This window comes from Anaerolineae bacterium, from assembly GCA_011176535.1.
GTDB lineage: Bacteria > Chloroflexota > Anaerolineae > Anaerolineales > DRMV01 > DUEP01.
This window is the reverse complement of record DUEP01000097.1, coordinates 1-17767: the sequence shown is the minus strand read 5'-3', so window position 1 is coordinate 17767 and position 17767 is coordinate 1. Positions and strand designations below refer to the sequence as shown.

Sequence of the window (17767 nt, the reverse complement as noted above, 5' to 3'; positions counted from 1 at the left end):
CTCCTGAGGCAGGGGCAGCCCCATCTCGGCGATGAATTCGACCAGCACCGCGGTCGTCGAGACGGCTTCCGGGTTCACCAAATTATACCGGGCGTAGGCCGTATTGGTTTTGTGGTGATCAATGTTCAAATCGACCACCGCTTCCGCGGGCAGCGCGGTCCCCACACGACCCCGGTCCGAGGCATCCACCACAATGACCCAGTCCACCTCGCCCGTCACCTGAGGCGCGATGTCCTCCGCGCCGGGCAGATGGCGCAGATTGAACGGCACGCCGTCGGCCAAAGCCAGGCTCACCTGTTTGCCGGCGGTCCGCAAAGCCCAGCCCAGCCCCAGCACCGAGCCCACGGCGTCGCCGTCAGGCCGCACATGGGAGACCACCGCCACCCGTTGCGCCACCCGGAGCGCCTGCCGCACCTCGCCCCAGGGGAACTCACGCATCGCCGCTCTCCTCCGCCGGCGACGACGCCTTCCCCTCCTCGCCGCCCTCCCCCCGGGCTTCGCGCTCGGCGCGGATTTGATTCAGCAGGGCCTCGATGCGATCCGCCCGCTCCGGGGTGATGTCCCAATGAAACCGCAGGCGAGGGAAGATGCGCAGAAAACTCATCCGTTGCGCCAGTTCGCGCCGCAGGAAGCCCTTGGCGTGCTCCAGCCCCTCCAGCACCTCATCCTTCCGCACCGAACCCTCCGGCGCCGAGACGAAGATATCCGCATAGGCCAGTTCGCGGTCCACCTCCACATCGGTCACCGTCACCCCTTGCAGCCGGGGGTCGGTCACTTCGAACAAGAGCAGTTCCTGCAACTCCTCCCGCAAGCGCTCACGGATACGCCGCAGTCGTAATTCGGAAACCATATCCTACCTCCTCGGGTGACTATTCCGGCGTCACCGTCTCGCGCACATAGCACTCGATGATATCCCCTTCCTGAAAATCCTGGAAGCCTTTGATACCCACACCACACTCAAAGCCCTGACGGATTTCCCGCACATCCTCTTTTTCGTGCTTGAGAGAAGACATTTGCCCTTCGTAGAGCACCTCGTCACCGCGTCGCACCCGCACCAGGGCATTGCGGCGCAGCACGCCTTCGAGCACGCGGCATCCTGCCACCTTCCCCACCTTGGGCACTTTAAACACGGCCAACACCTGCGCTTTGCCCAACAGTGTCTCTTGCTCCTCGCCGCCCAGCATGCCGCGCAGCGCCTTCTCCAGGTCCTCGGTGAGGCGGTAGATGATGTTGTAAGTACGGATGGAAACGCCTTCGGCCGCCGCCAGACGACGCGCCGCGGCATCGGGGCGCACATTGAAGCCAATAACCACGCCTTTGGAGGCCGCGGCCAGGTTGACATCGCTCTCGGTGATTGGCCCCACATCGGCGTGCAGCACTTCCACATCAATTTCGCTTTTGTCCGCCACCTCGCGGATGGAGTTCAGCACCGGCTCCAGGGAGCCATACACATCCACTTTGAGCACCAAATACAACTTGGTGACCTCGCCCTCCTGCACCTTCTTGAACAAATCCTCCAAGGTCACCCGTTTGGCGGCCTCTTGCTGCTGGTGCTTCAGCGCCTCCCGGCGCTCCTCGACAATCTGCCGCGCCTCTTTCTCGTTGCTCACCTGGCGGAAAAGTTCGCCCGCCGCAGGGACATCGCTAAAGCCCAGAATCAACGCGGGCATGGAAGGACCGGCTTCCCGAATGGCCTTCCCTTGATCGTCGAACATGGCCCGCACTTTGGCGTAGGCCGTACCGGCCACCACCACATGGCCCACTTTGAGGGTGCCGTTCTGCACCAGCAAAGTGGCCACCACGCCGCGCCCTTTCTCCCGACGGGCCTCGATGACCGTACCGAAGACCAACCCTTCGGGGTTGGCCTTCAAATCTACGCTGTCGGCGACCAACAGAATGGCCTCGAGCAAGTCATCCAGCCCGATGCGCTCCTTGGCCGAGACTGGCACCACAATCGTATCGCCGCCGTACTCGTCGGGCACCAGCCCCACTTCGGCCAACTGCTGCTTCACCCGATCGGGGTTGGCGTTGGGTTTGTCGATCTTGTTCAGCGCCACCACGATGGGCACCTGAGCGGCTTTGGCGTGGTTGATGGCCTCACGCGTCTGCGGCATCACGCCGTCATCGGCGGCCACCACCAACACCACGATATCGGCCCCCTGCGCGCCGCGCGCGCGCATTGCCGTAAAAGCAGCATGGCCCGGCGTATCCAGGAAGGTGATCCGTCGACCCTGATGCACGATTTGATACGCCCCGATATGCTGGGTGATCCCACCGGCCTCGCGCGCGGCCACATTCGTCTTCCGGATGGCATCCAACAAGGAAGTCTTGCCATGATCCACATGGCCCAACACGGCAACCACCGGAGGCCGGGGTTGCATCTTTTCCGGATCCTCTTGCTGCAACAAACGCCGCCAAAGGGGCAACTCTCCCGGTTTGGCTTCGCGCGCTTCCTCCTCTTCTTCCTGCACCAGGACCACTTCGTAGCCCAGGTCAGCGGCCACGATTTCCGCCGTCTCAAAGTCAATCCGCTGATTGATGGAAGCCATCACCCCGTTGTCCATCAAGGTCTTGATCACCTGAATGGGGCTGGCTCCCAGGGCTTCGGCCAGTTCCCGCACGGTAAGACTGGCCGGGAGTTCGATAGGGGATGTCACTTGCTCTTTTGCCATCCTTCACCTCCTGAAGCGCCAAAGCGGGCCGCTCACATCGTATCCTCTCCGACTTCGCCCTCATCCTCCCCAGGCAGCGTAGCCATGAACGACCGCAACCGCTCCCGGTCTTCTGGGGTCAGGGTCACCCTCAAGGCCCGGTCCAAGGCACCCCGCTTTAAGGCTTGCTCCCAACAACGACGCCGGTCGTGCAAATAGGCGCCCCGTCCCGGCAGGCGGCCCGTGGGGTCCACCTGCACCCCCTCCGGAGTGCGCACCACGCGGATCAAAGCCCGCTTGGGCAGCACCTCACGGCATCCCACACAAGTGCGCATGGGGACATGTTTACCCCGTCGCCGATGGCGGGACACGGCCACCTCCTTTACCACACCGCTGCGCTACAACCATTCATCCCAATCTTCGCCGCCGCGCTTGCGCAAACTGCGCATCCAATCTTCCTCTTCTTCAGGCTCCTCATAGTAGCGCGGCTTCTTTTTCTTCTTTTTCTTCTTGGGTTTTTCCTTGGGCTCCGGTTCGGCCTCTTCTTCCTCGTCGGCCGTGAGCACCTCGGCAGGCACCTCCACCGAGGAGAAAATCTCTTCCAGGGACACCTCTTCTTCTTCCACCTCCTCGGCCTTGGCCTCCGAAGCCGCTTCTTCCGCGGCCGCTTCAGGCGCCTCGCCTGCGACCTCCTCCGCCTGCTCAAGGGCTTCTTCGGCCTCCGCCGCAGGCTCCTCTTCTTCTGGCACTTGCGGTTTCGCCTCTTTTTCGGCCTCTTCCGGCGGCATCGCCTCCTCGCCTTCAGGCTGGAGTTCCGGCAACACCAGTTCTTCCCCGGCCAGGCGGGCCACGATGTCGTCCACGGGCAATTCCAGCAAGCGCAGCCCCTCGACGATGCGCTCCATCACCTTCGGACCCACGCCCGAGAGGGCCAGGACCTCGTCGGGGTCCAACTTGAGTTGCATCATCAAGTCGCCCATGGTGGCGTAGCCCGCATTGGTCAGGGCGATGGTCAGCCGCGGCGACAGGCCCAACACATCCACCGGCAACTCGAAGGCTTCATCAGGGATGGTGGCCCGCAGCGCCTTCATCTCCGCCGCCTCGCGCTGTTTCGCTTCCTCGATCTTCGCCAGGGCCTGCCCTTCGATGCGATCCACAAAGGCGGCCAGCGTGCGGTATTCCTCAGGCGACAGAGGCCGCCCTTCCGCGCGCTTGGCCAGGATGGTCTCCACCTCGACCATGGCGTCGGCCTCGGCCGCGGCTACCTTGGCGTAGTCGGGGTTGATCTGCAGTTTGTAGAGGGTATCCGCCGCCGCCTCGGCCACGCCCTTGATGTCAATGCGCCACGAGGTCAACTTGGCCGCCAAGCGAGCGTTTTGCCCATCCCGCCCGATGGCCAGGCTGAGTTGATCCTCGGAGACCACCACCGTCGCCGTGCGCGGCCCTTCCTCGGGCTCACTGAGGTACACCCCCAGCACCCGCGCCGGGCTGAGCGCCTTGGCGATGAACACCGCCGGGTCGGGGTCCCACTGAATGACATCGATTTTCTCGCCGTTGAGCTCGCGGATGATGGACTGAATGCGCACGCCGCGCATTCCCACACAGGCCCCCACCGGGTCGATGTTCGGCGCGATGGCCGAGACGGCCACCTTGGAGCGCAAGCCGGCCTCCCGGGCGATGGCGCGGATCTCCACCTCGCCGCGATAAATCTCTGGCACCTCTTCTTCCAAGAGACGCCGCAAAAAGTCCTTGTGGGCACGGGAAAGCAGAATGTACGGCCCTCGCGGGGTCTCCTTCACTTCGAGCAGCAGGGCCCGCACCCGGTCGTGAATGCGGAAACGGTCCCCGGGGATCTGCTCGCGCCGCGGCAGATGGCCCTCGGCGTTCTTTTCCAGGCCCAGCGTCACCTCTTGCGAGGTGATGGCCTGCACGATGCCGTTGATGATTTCGCCTTCCAGTTTCTTGAAGTGCTCGTACTGGATGCGACGCTCGGCTTCGCGGAGCCGTTGCTGGATGACCTGTCGGGCCGTCTGGGCGGCCACCCGACCGAAATCCGTGGGCGTGACCTCGATCATGACCATGCTGCCCAACTGGGCGTCCGGGTCCCAACGGCGGGCCTCTTCCAGGAAGACCTCGGTGCGCTCATCCTGCACCTCTTCCACCACTTCCTTCTCCGCAAACACCCGGATTTTGCCCTTTTCCAGATCCAGTTCCACTTCCACCGGTTGAGCGCTGGGCGCACCGACGGTTTTGCGATAAGCCGAGGCCAGGGCCGCCTTGATGGCTTCCATGACCATCTCCGGCGGCAAGCCACGGGCCTCCATCAATTCGTTAAACGCCAACAACACTTCGCTCTTCGCCATACCTCACCATCTCCACAGCCTTCAGTTTCTGTGAGCGGAATTCTCAGGGGCTTGCCAGAGGACAATAGGGGCCTAATACACAGAAAAGTGGGGGGCACCCACTTTTCGGCCTACAGGACAAACCGGCACACCCCCCGCGGGGCAATTGTAGCACGATTTCCACCGCCTGACAAGCCTTCCGTTTCCTTCCTGCCTCTGGTATAATGCCCCTGACCGGCCGACGGCTCCGGCTGTCGGCTTGGAGACCATCTAAGGAGACGCAAACATGTTGGACAAGGAAACCAAAGCCAAAATCATGGCGGAATTCCAACGCCACGAAGGCGACACCGGTTCGCCGGAGGTCCAGATTGCTATTCTGACCCACCGCATCAAAACCCTCACCGAGCACCTGAAGGTGCATAAGCATGACGAATCTTCGCGGCGTGGCCTGCTCAAACTGGTGGGGCAGCGGCGGCGGTTGCTGGCGTACCTGCGCCGCCGCGACTACCAGCGGTATGTTCAGATCACCGACCGGTTGGGCATCCGCCGCAAGAGCTAGGCGCTGTCCGGAGAGTAGATGGCCGCCCCCATCTACTCTCTTTTTTACGCACCACGGGGGGATTGCAGTCGAGCAAGCCTCTCCCTGGTAAAATGAAAGCACCGTTGTGGCATGTTTCTGTGCCATAAGGCCCGCCGGTTGGGAATTGGAGCGTGTCCACAAACCTTGTGGCTATGCTCCAGTCCCTAACCGGGCGGGCCGCAACATCCGAAAGGTACTGGAGGCAAGTTATGCAACCCGCAAGCAAACGATTTGAGGCCATCGTAGGCGGTCAAGTCATGATCTTCGAGACCGGCAAACTGGCCATGCAGGCCGGCGGGGCCGTCACCCTGCGCATGGGCGGCACCATGGTCTTTGCCGCCGCCACCATGAGCCGCGAGGCCCGCTCAGACATTGACTTCTTCCCCTTGCGCGTGGACTACGAGGAGCGCATGTACGCCGGTGGGCGCATCCCCGGCTCCTTCTTCCGCCGGGAAGGCCGCCCCTCCGAAGAAGCCATCCTCACCGCCCGCCTGGTAGACCGCCCCATCCGGCCCCTCTTTCCCAAAGACCTGCGCAACGATGTGCAGGTGATCCTCTACTCCCTCTCAGCCGATGAGGTGCATCCCATCGACATCCTGGCTATCAACGCCGCCTCGGCCGCGCTAATGATTTCCGACATCCCCTGGAACGGGCCGGTGGGGGCGGTGCGCGTGGGCCGCATCAACGGCGAGTTTGTGGTCAACCCCACCTTCCAAGAACTGGAACAGTCCGACCTCGACCTGCGCATCGCCGGCACCCGCGAGGCCATCCTCATGGTAGAAGCCGGGGCCAAAGAGGTGGCCGAAGAGGTAATGGTCGAGGCCCTGGATTTCGGCCACCGGGCCCTGCAACCCATCATCGACCTCCTCGAGAAGATGGCCGCCGAGGTGGGCAAACCTAAACGCGCATATGAGCCTTTCGTGGTCGAGGAAGACCTCAAGGCCCAGGTGGCCGAGTTGGTCACCGAAGGTATCCGCGCCGCCCTGGAAGCCCCCCACAACAAGGCTGAACTCAACGAAGTCCTGGACAGTCTGCGGCAAGAGGCCATCGAGCGCCTGGGCGGAGAAGACGCCTCCCTGGCCCTCAAGGTCAAGGTAGCCTTTGAGGAAGTGCTCAAACAAGTGGTGCGCCAGCGCATCCTGGAGCAGGGCATCCGGCCCGACGGACGTGGCTATACCGACATCCGCCCCATCTGGTGCGAGGTGGACATCAGCCCCCGCGCCCACGGTTCGGGCCTCTTCACCCGAGGCGAGACCCAGGTGCTCACCTTAGCCACCCTGGGCACCCCGCGGGAAGCCCAGGAACTGGACACCCTGACCCCCACCGAGTTCAAGCGCTACATCCACCACTACAACTTCCCGCCCTTCTCCACTGGCGAGGTGCGCCCGCTGCGCGGCGCCTCCCGCCGCGAAATCGGCCACGGCGCGCTGGCCGAACGGGCTTTGCTGCCCGTCATCCCGCCGGAGGAAGAGTTCCCCTACACCCTGCGCTTGGTCTCCGAGGTGCTCTCCTCCAACGGTTCCACCTCCATGGCCTCGGTCTGCGGCTCCACTCTGGCGCTGATGGACACCGGCGTGCCCATCAAAGCCCCAGTGGCCGGCATCGCCATGGGCCTGATCAAAGAGGGCAACCGCTACGCCGTCCTCACCGATATCCAGGGCATGGAAGACCATCTGGGCGACATGGACTTCAAGGTGGCCGGCACCTGGGAGGGGATCACCGCGTTGCAGATGGACATCAAGATCGCCGGCATCACCCGCGAGATCATGTCCCAGGCCCTGGAACAGGCCCGCCAGGCCCGGTTGTTCATCCTGGACAAAATGCTGGAAGTGATCCCCGAACCGCGCTCCGCGCTGAAGCCTCACGCCCCGCGCATGATCATCGTCCAGATCCCGGTGGACAAAATCGGGGCGGTCATCGGCCCCGGGGGCAAGACCATCCGTGCCATCCAGGAAGAGACGGACACCAAGATCGACATCATGGAAGATGGCCGGGTGTTCATCGCCTCACCCAACGAAGACAACGCCAACGAGGCCCGGGAGCGCATCGAAAAACTCACCGAAGCGCCCGAGGTGGGTCGCATCTACACCGGCCGCGTGGTGCGGGTGACCGACTTCGGTGCCTTTGTGGAAATCCTCCCCAACACCGACGGCATGGTGCACATCTCCCAGTTAGACACCCAACCGGTGCGCCGGGTGGAAGATGTGGTCAAGGTGGGCGACGAGATCACCGTCATGGTGACGGGCATCGACCCCTTGGGCCGCATCCGCCTCTCACGCCAGGCCGTGCTGGAAGGCTGGACCCTGGAAGAGGCCCTGGCCTACGACAAAGCCTCGCGCGAAAAGCGCAACCAGCGCGGCGGGCGCTCTGGAGGCCGCGGCGGCAACCGCGGTGGGGGCCGCTCTGGCGGGCGTTCCGGTGGCCGGGACAACCGGAATCGCCAGGGAGGCGACTCGCGCGGTGGACCACGGCGATAGTCTCTGCCTGCAGCGGGCCGGTTCCCCTCGAACCGGCCCGTTTTCTCCCCAGAACCTCTCGTGACCAAGGAACCCTGTCAGCCCATGAACCCCTCGACAACTCAGGCCAAACCCCGCCGCGTGCGGGCCATGTTCGCCCGCATCGCGCCGCGATATGATGTGATGAACCGCCTGATGACCGCCGGGCAGGACCTGCGCTGGCGGCGCGAGGTCATCCACCGGGCCGCCCTGCAACCCCACCAACGCCTGCTCGACCTGGGCGCGGGCACCGGCGACCTGGCTTACGAAGCCATACGCCAGCAACCCCTCTGCCGACCGGTGGCGGGCGACTTCACCTTAGAGATGATGCAAGTCGGCCGGCAACGGCCCTGGGGCCAGCGCATCCTGTGGACCGGTGCCGACGCCCTCCACCTGCCCTTCCCCAACGGGCATTTCGACGCCGTGGTCTCTGGCTTCCTGCTGCGCAATGTGGCCGACCTGGACCGTGCGCTGCGGGAGCAATACCGCGTGCTCAAACCCGGAGGTCGGTGGGTCGCCCTGGACACCACACCACCCCGCCACAACCTCCTCTGGCCTTTCATCCAACTGCACTTTCGTCTGGTCATCCCCCTATTGGGCACCGTCCTTGCCGGCGATCCGGCGGCCTATCAATACCTGCCCAACTCCACCACCCAGTTCCTCCCCGCCGAGGCCCTGGCCCAACGGGTCGAAGCAGTCGGGTTCCGCCAGGTGGGCTTCCGCCGGCGCATGTTTGGCACCATCGCCATCCATTGGGCGGTGAAACCAGCCTGACCCTCTGTTGCCCAGGCTGGCGGATAGCATCCCCTCTTTGAGAGAGGCGATGAGGAGATGCTGAAGGCCGGATATAATTTGGCCGTCTCGGCGGGGCATCCGTTCGACCTGCTATCCTGAGATCCCCACCTCACTCCCCTGCGGCGCCCCTTCGACTTCGCTCAGGGCGCGCCGCAGGGGGAAGTGTAGGGGCTCCCCTTTTCTCAAACCCTATGACCACTTTCGACTTCCTTTCCCTCCTCAACCCGCAGCAGCAGGCGGCGGTCACCACGCCACCTGGCCCCACCTTAGTCATGGCCGGGCCGGGATCGGGCAAGACCCGCGTATTGACCTACCGCATCGCTTACCTCATCGGCGCGTTGGGCGTCCAGCCTTTCCACATCCTGGCCGTCACCTTTACCAACAAGGCGGCCCGCGAGATGGAAGCCCGCCTGGAAAACCTGCTGGGCACGCGCATGTACGGCCTCACCGTGGGCACCTTTCACGCCTTCTGCGCCCGCCTGCTGCGCCGCGAGGCCGACCACCTGCCCTTCCAGAGCAACTTCGTCATCTTCGACGCCGACGACCAGGTCAACCTGGTCAAGCGGGCCCTGGCCGATCTCAACCTTGACCCCAAACAATACCGGCCCCAGGCCGTCCACGCCGCCATCTCCAACGCCAAAAACGACCTGCTCCTGCCCCCCGACTTCCTGGTGCGCACTTACCGCGACCAGGTGGTGCAGCGCGTCTATGAGCGCTACCAGGAACTGCTGCTGGCGTCCAACGCCCTGGACTTCGACGACCTGCTCCTCTGGGCCGTACGCCTGTTGAGCGAAAACGAGGCCGTGCGCCAGCGCTACGCCCGCCGCTTCAAGCACATCCTGGTGGACGAATTTCAGGACACCAACCCGGCCCAGTACCAACTGCTCAAACTGCTGGCCTCCCACCACCATCGCAACCTCTTCGTGGTGGGCGACATCGACCAATCCATCTACAGTTGGCGCGGGGCCGATTACCGCAATGTGCTGCGCTTTGAGGAAGATTTCCCCAACGCCCGCGTCATCCTGCTGGAGGAAAACTACCGTTCCACCCAGACCATCCTGGACGCGGCCATGGCCGTCATCGCGCCCCTGCAGTACAAGCATCGCAAGCAACTGTTCACCCAGCGCGGCCGGGGGGCCAAAATCACTATGCACCGCACCTACAACGACCGCGAAGAAGCCGCCTTTGTGGTGCACACCATCGCTCACCTGGTGGCCAGCGGCCAGGCCAGGCCCGAAGAAATCGCCGTCATGTACCGCACCAACGCCCAGTCCCGCCTGCTGGAAGAGGCCTTCCTCACCGCGGGGATGCCCTATCGCCTGGTCGGGGCACAACGCTTCTACGGTCGGCGCGAAATCAAAGACCTGGTGGCCTACCTGCGCCTGGCCCACAACCCCTCCGACGAAGCCAGCCTGCTGCGGGTGATCAACACCCCGCCTCGAGGCATCGGCCCGAAAACCGTGCAGACCCTGCGACAACTGGCCGCCAACCGCCGGCGCAGCCCCGGCGCGGTGTTGCTGGACCTGGCCGCTGAGCCTGAAGCCTACCGCGAAGCCTTCAAACCCCGCGTTTTCAATGTCCTGCTCCCCTTTGCCCTACGGCTCGCCCAGTGGCACACCGTCGCGCCCGAACTGGCCCCCTTGCAACTCCTCGACCGCATCCTCGGCGACACCGGTTACCAGACCTACCTCAACGACAGCACCGAAGAGGGCCTCTCCCGCTGGGAAAACGTCCAGGAACTGCGCCGCCTGGCCGGGGAGTACCAGGAGCGCGGCCTGGAAGCCTTCCTCGAAGACCTGGCCCTCATCTCCGACCAGGACACCCTGCGCGAGGGCGAGGCAGCCCCCACCCTGCTCACCCTCCACGCGGCCAAAGGGCTGGAATTTCGCGTGGTGTTCATCGTGGGCCTGGTGGAGGGCCTGCTCCCCCACTTCCGCTCCCTGGAGGACGCCGAGGCCATGGCCGAGGAGCGTCGCCTGTTCTATGTGGGCATCACCCGCGCCAAAGACCGCCTGTACCTCACTTACCCCGAACAACGCACCGCCTACGGTTACAGCGAGCCGGCCGACCCCTCCCGCTTTCTGGAGGACATCCCCCCCGACCTGGTGGAGGGCGACCATCCCCTCAAGGACGAGTTCGGGACCTCCTGGGAGCGGGCCACCACCTGGGGGAACGCCTCTGCCCCCTCCGGTTCGGTCCCCATCCTGGAGCCCCAGTTTCGCACCGGGATGCAGGTGGAGCACCCCAAGTGGGGATGCGGGATGGTCATCGGCAGCCGGGTGGACGACGGCGACGAAATCGTGGATGTGTTCTTTGACAGCGTGGGCCTCAAACGGGTCATCGCTTCGCTGGCCCACCTGACCATCGTAGACAGGGAGAAAACCGAATGAGCCGCGGACACATTTTCGTCACCGGCGGCGCGGGCTACATCGGCTCGGCCGCCGCCGACGCGCTGTTGAAGGCCGGATACGCGGTGACGGTGTACGATTCGCTGGTGACCGGCCACCGGGCCGCCGTGCCCGCCGGGGCCGAGTTCATCCAGGGCGACCTGGCCGACACCGAACGGCTACGCGAAGCCCTCGCCCGCCATCCCTACCTCGCCGTGATGCACTTCGCCGCCTTCATTCAGGCGGGCGAAAGTATGCGCCAGCCCTACAAGTACCTGCAAAACAACATCACCAACGCCGCCCACCTCATCGAAGCCGCCGTCCAGGCCGGGGTGCGCCGCTTCGTCTTCTCCTCCACGGCCGCGGTGTACGCCTCCAGCGACGAACCGTTGAGCGAAGAGGCCCCCCTGGGCCCCACCAATGTGTACGGCTTCACCAAGTTGACCGTGGAGCAGATGCTGGACTGGTATCGCCAGACCCACGGGCTGCACTACGCCGCCTTGCGCTACTTCAACGCCGCGGGGGCCCTCCCCCCCGACCGGGGCGAGGCCCATCCCAACGAGTCCCACCTCATCCCCCTGGTGCTCCAGGTGGCCCTGGGCCAGCGCGACCACATCGCCATCTTCGGGGACGACTACCCGACCCCCGACGGCACCTGCATCCGCGATTACATCCACATCGCCGACCTGGTGCAGGCCCATTTGCTGGCCCTGGAAGCCCTGGCCGACCACGACCGCCTTATCTACAACCTCGGCAACGGCCAGGGCTACTCGGTGCTGGAAGTCATCGAGACGGCGCGCAAAGTCACCGGCCACCCCATCCCGGCGGTGGTGGCCCCCCGACGCCCCGGCGACCCGGCGCGCCTGGTGGCCTCGGCCGAGAAAATCCGCCGCGAACTGGGCTGGCAGCCGCAAATCCCGCGCCTGGAAGACATCATCGCCAGCGCCTGGGAATGGCACCGCACCCACCCCCACGGTTACAAAGACGAAAACCAGGCCCGCTGAAGGGGCCGCTTTGGAACACGACGGGCCTGAAGCGCCCGTCGTGTTGTTTTCAGTCCCCCTGACCCGGTGCGGCCACCGGCAAGACCACGGTGAAGGTCGTGCCCTGGCCCTCCTGCGACTCGACCCAGATCCGTCCCCCGACCTGGTCCACCACCGAGCGCACCAGACTGAGACCCAAACCGCTCCCCGGGAATCGGGTGGCCACATTGGGGGCCCGGTAGAACTTCTTGAAAATGTGGGGCAGACTTTCCTGGGGAATGCCCACCCCTGTATCCTTCACCCGCACAATGGCCTGTTGCTCGGCCACCTCAGCCTCCAGCGTCACCGTGCCGCCCTCCGGCGTGTAGCGGATGGCATCGCCCACCAGATGGTCAAAAACATAGCGCAGCCGGGCTGGCGGTCCCTGCACCGCGGGCAGCGACTCCAGCAGGCGCACCTCAAAGCGCACACCCCGGTCCTCCGCCCGGGGACGCATAGCCTCGATGGTATAACGCAACAACACGGCCAGAGGGACCACCTCCCAGGCCGTGTCCACGCCCGACTCGATGCGCGTGATTTCCAGCAGTTTTTCCAGCGCATCCACCATGGTGCGCACACTTTGCCCGATGCGCTGGACAAACTGCTGTTGAGCCTCGTTGAGCGGTCCCACATGCTCCAATAACTCGGCATAGCCCAAAACGGCCGTCAACGGGGAGCGCAACTGCAGGGAAAGGTTCTGGATCAACTGCACCCGCTGGGCCTCCATGACCTTGAGCGTGGTCACATCCTGCAAAAAGAGCAGCACCCCGTTATGTTGTTCCCCGGCCACGGCCACCAGCGAGAGCATCTGCCCGCTTTCGGGCAACACCGCCTCCCCCTCAGCCGGGGATTGACGCCGGGCCTGAGTCAGGCACGCCTGCACTTCCACCGAGAAAGGCGCACAACGCCAGCGCCCCTCCTGCTCCTCGCAATGTAGCCAGCGCGCCGCCGCAGCGTTGGCCCAGATCACCTCGTCGGCCGGGTCGAGCATCAACAGCCCCACCGGCAGCTGCTCGAACAGATATAGCCAGGGCTGCTTCCGCAGCCAGCGCCTCGCTTCGCTCCGCCACACCTCATGCCAGCGGGCCAATCGCCGGGCCGCCCGATGGAAAATCTCCCGGGCCTCCTCCACGGTCCAATCCCGGGTCAATACACCCACGGCCCCCAGGGCCAGGACACGGCGCCATGCGGCATCCTCCCTCCGTGCCAGATAACCCACCACCGCGGGGAACGGGTCTTCCAACGACAAGGCGGCCGGGTGCTCCGGGTCCACCACCACCACATCCGCGGAAGATGACAAACCCTGCTCCTCCGGAAGGACCTCAAACCCTGCGGGCAGCAACACTTCCCTGGCCAGCCGTTGAGCCTCTTCCGCATCCCGCAGCAGGAGCCGTACACGGAGCGGCATTCACATCCCCCCTTGTCCCTGATCCGCATCCATCAGGGGGAAGCGAACCCAAACCGTCGTCCCCTGGCCGGGTTCGCTCTCGGCCCACACCCGCCCGTTGTGCACCTGCACGATTTCCTTCACCACCGCCAGCCCCAATCCCAGCCCGCCAAACCGCCGGGCCGTGCTCTGGTCGGCCTGATAGAAAGGCTCGAAGATGCGCGACAGCGCCTCTTTGGGTATGCCCACGCCCGTATCCTGCACCTTCAGCAACGCATGGCCATCCCGCTCTTCCAGCGCCACGGTGACCGATCCCCCTTTGGGCGTGAACTTGAAAGCCTTGTCCAGCAGGTGCGCCAACATCTTGCCCAGGAAGCGGGCATCCCCGTAAACCACTACGGGGGCCTCCGGCAAATGAATCGTGAAGGACAGCCCCTTCTCCTTCATCCGGGGGCGCTGCATCTCCGCAGCGGCTTGCACCACTTTGCTCAAATTGACCCCTTCCATGCGTTCTGGGGCCAGCGTGCTGCCCAGGGAAAGCAAGGAATTGACTGCTTCATCCAGCCGGTTCAACTTTTGCTTGACGGTATCCAGGGCCTCTCGTTGTTCCACGCTCAACTTTCCCATCTGGCCCGTTGCCAGCATATCCACATACCCAATGGCCACCCCTAAGGGCGCGCGCAACTCATGCGCCAGGTTCTGCAAAATCGCGCTTTTCAATTGCTCGGCCCGCTGCGCCGCCCGGGCCAGACGCTGGAAATGTTTCGCTCGCTCGTCCAACGCGCGGAACAACTCCAGGTTGACCAGCGAAATCGCGGCCAGATCGGCGATGGCCTGGAGAAGGGCCTGATCCGAGGTGGCAAAAGGCTTCAACGCCTTCCGGGCCACGCCCAGCACGGCGATGGTGCGTTCCTTGACCCGCACAGGGGCCACTAAGGCCGCCTGGCCCAAATGCGCCGCCTTGAAGCGCTTCAACGGCTCTCCATGAATGTTCAACGGCTCCCCCGAAAAGGCCACCAACGAAGAGAGGCCATCGTCCCACTGATGGGCTGCGCGTTGCACCCAGGTTTTGGACACATTGCGATGGGCCACCAGGCGGAAGGATTTCTCTTCGCGAAACACCAGCCAGCCTACATCGGCCCCCAGGCCCTCACACGCCTGATCCACCAGGTGCTGATAGAGGGCCTTGGCCCCGCTCACGCTGGTCAGTTCCTTGGCCAGGCGAAAGAGCAGGTCCAGTTCGCCCAGACGACGGCGCAGGGCCTGGTTGGTTTGCTCCAGGCGTCGCGCCAGATATTCCCGCTCGCGCCGTTCCCGCACCGCCTTGAGGGCCCGCTCCACCACGGCCACAACTTCGGTTTCCTTGGCCGGCAGGCCAAGATAGTCCATGGCCCCCAAACGGAAACTCTGGATGATGTCCCGCTCCCGTTTTTCGGGCGCCACGACCACCACCGGGGTCTCCCGCCGTTGCGAACGCAACGCGGCCAGAAAGTCCTTCGCGCTCAGGTCCGGCAAATCCAGATCGGCCAGGATGAGGTCGGGGGCAAACTTGGCCAACGCCTGAAACGCCTCCCCGGCGCTCTGCGCCACCTGGACATGATAATGCAACGGCTGCAGGCTCTGGCGAGCGATGAGGTTGACCACCTCAGGATCGCCGGAGACCACCAGAATACGCTCACGATGGGTGGCGTGCATGGCTTCACCTCAAAAACGTAAAGCGAACGCGAGGCCCCGCGCCGTTCAACCCTCAATGCTTTGGGCAAAGGCGCGCAGCATCTGCAAAAGGGCGTACAAATCGCTGGCCGCGTCGCGAATGATATCCAGCAGTTCGGGGTCGCATCCCGCTTGCGATTCCTGCGCATCGCGGCGCAGCAACGCCTCCGCGGAGCGTACAAGCCCTACCCGGTCGCCCAGGTCATGGTTGAAGTGACGGATGCGCTCCTTCAACGCCGCACGCCGCTCCGGTGGCAGACGGTTAAGCCAGGCGGCTACCTCCTGCCACGCCTGCGCCATATGCTCTCGGCTTTCCTCCTTGCTTTCCATCATTCCGCTGCCTCCCAAAAAGGGGCCTCCGGCTCAATCCTCGTCCTTGCTGCGCAAATGGGGGAACAAAATGACCTCCCGAATGCTGTGCTGATCCGTGAACAGCATGGTCAGCCGATCGATGCCCATCCCAAAGCCCCCGTTGGGCGGCATGCCGTAGCGCATCGCACGCAGGTAATCCTCATCCATGGGATGCCGCTCCTCGTCGTCTTTTTCGTAGGTGCGGCCCATTTCCAGGAAGCGGGCTTCCTGATCCGGCGGATCGTTCAATTCGGTAAAGGCGTTGCACAACTCCATGCCCCCGATAAAACCCTCGAAACGCTCCACCGTGTTGGGATCGTCCAGTTTGGCTTTAGCCAGGGGAGAGATATCGCGAGGATAGTCGTACAAGAAGGTCGGCTGGATCAGATTGGGCTCCACGAAATCCCCGATGAGGCCGTCAATCAGTTTGCCCCGAGGTGCCTCGGGTTTTGGCTCCAACCCCTTGGCCCGCATGGCAGCGGCCAGGCCCTCGGCGGTGGGGCAGGCGTTGATATCAATGCCCGTGGCTTCCAGAATGGCGTCACGCACCGAGATGCGCTTCCAGGGCGGTTCCAGGCTGATCTCGTGGCCCTGGTAAGTGAAGGTGCGCCGACCCAACACCCGGTCGGCCACATAGGCCAGCATTTCCTCGGTGAAGGCCATCACCTTTTCGTAATCCGCATAGGCCCAGTAAAACTCCAGTTGGGTGAACTCGGGGTTGTGCTTGAAGGAAATGCCTTCGTTACGGAAATCGCGGCCAATCTCGTACACCTTTTCGAACATCCCCACCAGCAGCCGCTTGAGGTACAATTCAAAGGAGATGCGCAGATAGAGGGTCTGTTTGAGTTGGTTGTGATAAGTGATGAAGGGCCGGGCCGCCGCGCCGCCGTACACCGGCTGCAGGATAGGGGTCTCCACTTCCAGAAAACCGTGCTCCTCCAAAAACTCACGCAAGGCACGCACAATACGCGCCCGGGTGCGGAAAATCTCCCGCACCTGGGGGTTGACCGCCAGATCGGCATAACGCTGGCGATAGCGGGTCTCGGGGTCCGAAAGGATGGCGTGGCGGATGACGGTGCCGTCTTCGGCCACTTCATCCTTGGCCGGCGGCAACGGCGTGATGGCCTTGGCGAGCATCTTGAATTCCCGGACATGCAGGGTGATTTCACCGGTGCGGGTGCGGAACATCTCGCCCGAGGCCTGGATGAAGTCGCCCAGGTCGAACTGCTTGTTGAAAAACTTGAGTTGCTCTGTGCCGATGTCGTTGGCGCGGAAGAACAGTTGCAGACGCCCTTCGCCATCCTCGATGTGGGCAAAGGTGATCTTGCCCATAGGGCGCATGGAACGCAGACGGCCAGCCACGGTCACCCGAACGGGGGCCTCGCGGCCCTCGGTTTCGGCCTGCTGGTAGGCTGCGATGGCCTCCTGGGTGGTATGCGTGCGCTCGGCCCGCGGGGGATAAGGCTCAATCCCCATCTCGCGCAGGCGCTGAATTTTCTCCAAACGGACGCGTTCCAGCGGAGTATATTCGTGAGGCATGGGTTCACTATCCTTGGGGCAAGGTTGACTTTTGGATTATAACATCTCTCCGGCTCTTGCCCGATTACCCGGCGATTGGTATAATCATAGCGCAACGACCAACCTAAGGCCCCCATAGCTCAGTGGATAGAGCGTCGGCCTCCGGAGCCGAAGACCCGCGTTCGAGTCGCGGTGGGGGCATCAGAAGCGCGGGTTTTGCCCCGCACTGCCCGTAATACACCCACGGCGAAGTCCGTGGGTGTTTGTTATTCCGTTCAGGAGCCCTCCATGGCCACGCTCCCCATTACTCAAACCGCCTCCCCCTTCCATTTCCTCACCTTGGATGAAGCGGCCCTTGAGACCGGCTACTCACAGGAAGAGTTGCTAAAGGTGCTGAAGCCGGTAGAATTCTGGCGGGTATGTTCGATGGCACGCTGAGGGTCGCAGTGACCGAAAGGAGTTAGGTCAGGTGTACCTTTGCTTTCTCCCGATGGAACTCCTTACCTAATAAAACACCCATCCTTGT

General features: G+C 63.7%; 15 protein-coding genes and 1 tRNA gene. 7 read left to right on the top strand and 9 right to left on the bottom strand.

Features of this window, described 5'->3' with window-relative positions:
• From G4O04_08800 to nusA, 5 genes are all read right to left on the bottom strand, one after another.
• The coding region (locus tag G4O04_08800; GenBank protein HEY58613.1) for a bifunctional oligoribonuclease/PAP phosphatase NrnA at positions 1 to 438 on the bottom strand (438 nt) is incomplete at its 3' end.
• Entirely contained in the window at positions 431 to 850 is a 420-nt protein-coding gene (rbfA, locus tag G4O04_08795) for a 30S ribosome-binding factor RbfA (GenBank protein ID HEY58612.1), read from the bottom strand. The genes rbfA and G4O04_08800, both read right to left, overlap by 8 nt.
• A 19-nt stretch (positions 851 to 869) precedes the next feature.
• Positions 870 to 2672, bottom strand: coding sequence for a translation initiation factor IF-2 (gene infB, locus G4O04_08790; GenBank protein ID HEY58611.1), 1803 nt, complete (start codon positions 2670 to 2672; stop codon positions 870 to 872).
• A 32-nt stretch (positions 2673 to 2704) separates the two neighbouring features.
• Complete coding sequence (locus G4O04_08785; protein ID HEY58610.1) at positions 2705 to 2986, bottom strand: YlxR family protein; 282 nt, start codon at positions 2984 to 2986, stop codon at positions 2705 to 2707.
• Positions 2987 to 3049: 63 nt separating this feature from the next.
• Complete coding sequence (gene nusA, locus G4O04_08780; protein HEY58609.1) at positions 3050 to 5014, bottom strand: transcription termination/antitermination protein NusA; 1965 nt, start codon at positions 5012 to 5014, stop codon at positions 3050 to 3052.
• A 265-nt stretch (positions 5015 to 5279) separates the two neighbouring features.
• On the opposite strand from nusA, the gene rpsO reads away from it, so the two are divergent.
• The 5 genes from rpsO to galE all read left to right on the top strand — a co-directional run bounded on the left by rpsO (position 5280) and on the right by galE (position 12254).
• A complete protein-coding gene (gene rpsO / locus G4O04_08775; protein HEY58608.1) occupies positions 5280 to 5552 on the top strand; it encodes a 30S ribosomal protein S15 in 273 nt (90 codons plus the stop codon).
• Positions 5553 to 5782: 230 nt separating this feature from the next.
• Positions 5783 to 8050, top strand: coding sequence for a polyribonucleotide nucleotidyltransferase (locus tag G4O04_08770; protein ID HEY58607.1), 2268 nt, complete (start codon positions 5783 to 5785; stop codon positions 8048 to 8050).
• An 84-nt stretch (positions 8051 to 8134) separates the two neighbouring features.
• Entirely contained in the window at positions 8135 to 8842 is a 708-nt protein-coding gene (locus G4O04_08765) for a ubiquinone/menaquinone biosynthesis methyltransferase (protein HEY58606.1), read from the top strand.
• Positions 8843 to 9054: 212 nt separating this feature from the next.
• Positions 9055 to 11253 carry a UvrD-helicase domain-containing protein gene (locus G4O04_08760; protein ID HEY58605.1) on the top strand — a complete coding sequence of 733 codons (2199 nt, stop codon included), beginning with the start codon at positions 9055 to 9057 and terminating at the stop codon, positions 11251 to 11253.
• A complete protein-coding gene (galE, locus tag G4O04_08755) occupies positions 11250 to 12254 on the top strand; it encodes a UDP-glucose 4-epimerase GalE (protein HEY58604.1) in 1005 nt (334 codons plus the stop codon). Before G4O04_08760 ends, galE begins: the two co-directional genes overlap by 4 nt.
• A 49-nt stretch (positions 12255 to 12303) precedes the next feature.
• Here galE and G4O04_08750 read toward each other — a convergent pair whose 3' ends face one another.
• Genes G4O04_08750 through lysS form a run of 4 tightly spaced genes read right to left on the bottom strand, consistent with a single transcriptional unit; the run spans position 12304 to position 17262 of the window.
• Complete coding sequence (locus G4O04_08750) at positions 12304 to 13680, bottom strand: PAS domain-containing protein (GenBank protein ID HEY58603.1); 1377 nt, start codon at positions 13678 to 13680, stop codon at positions 12304 to 12306.
• On the bottom strand, positions 13681 to 15354 hold the full coding sequence (locus G4O04_08745) for a hybrid sensor histidine kinase/response regulator (protein ID HEY58602.1): 1674 nt from the start codon (positions 15352 to 15354) through the stop codon (positions 13681 to 13683).
• Positions 15355 to 15399: 45 nt separating this feature from the next.
• Positions 15400 to 15705: a hypothetical protein gene (locus G4O04_08740; protein ID HEY58601.1), complete on the bottom strand. Its 306-nt coding sequence runs from the start codon at positions 15703 to 15705 to the stop codon at positions 15400 to 15402.
• A gap of 30 nt (positions 15706 to 15735) precedes the next feature.
• On the bottom strand, positions 15736 to 17262 hold the full coding sequence (gene lysS / locus G4O04_08735) for a lysine--tRNA ligase (protein ID HEY58600.1): 1527 nt from the start codon (positions 17260 to 17262) through the stop codon (positions 15736 to 15738).
• Between the two features lie 108 nt (positions 17263 to 17370).
• On the opposite strand from lysS, the gene G4O04_08730 reads away from it, so the two are divergent.
• Positions 17371 to 17442: transfer RNA gene (locus G4O04_08730), tRNA-Arg, on the top strand.
• A gap of 87 nt (positions 17443 to 17529) precedes the next feature.
• Positions 17530 to 17679: a hypothetical protein gene (locus G4O04_08725; protein HEY58599.1), complete on the top strand. Its 150-nt coding sequence runs from the start codon at positions 17530 to 17532 to the stop codon at positions 17677 to 17679.
• Positions 17680 to 17767 lie beyond the last annotated feature (88 nt).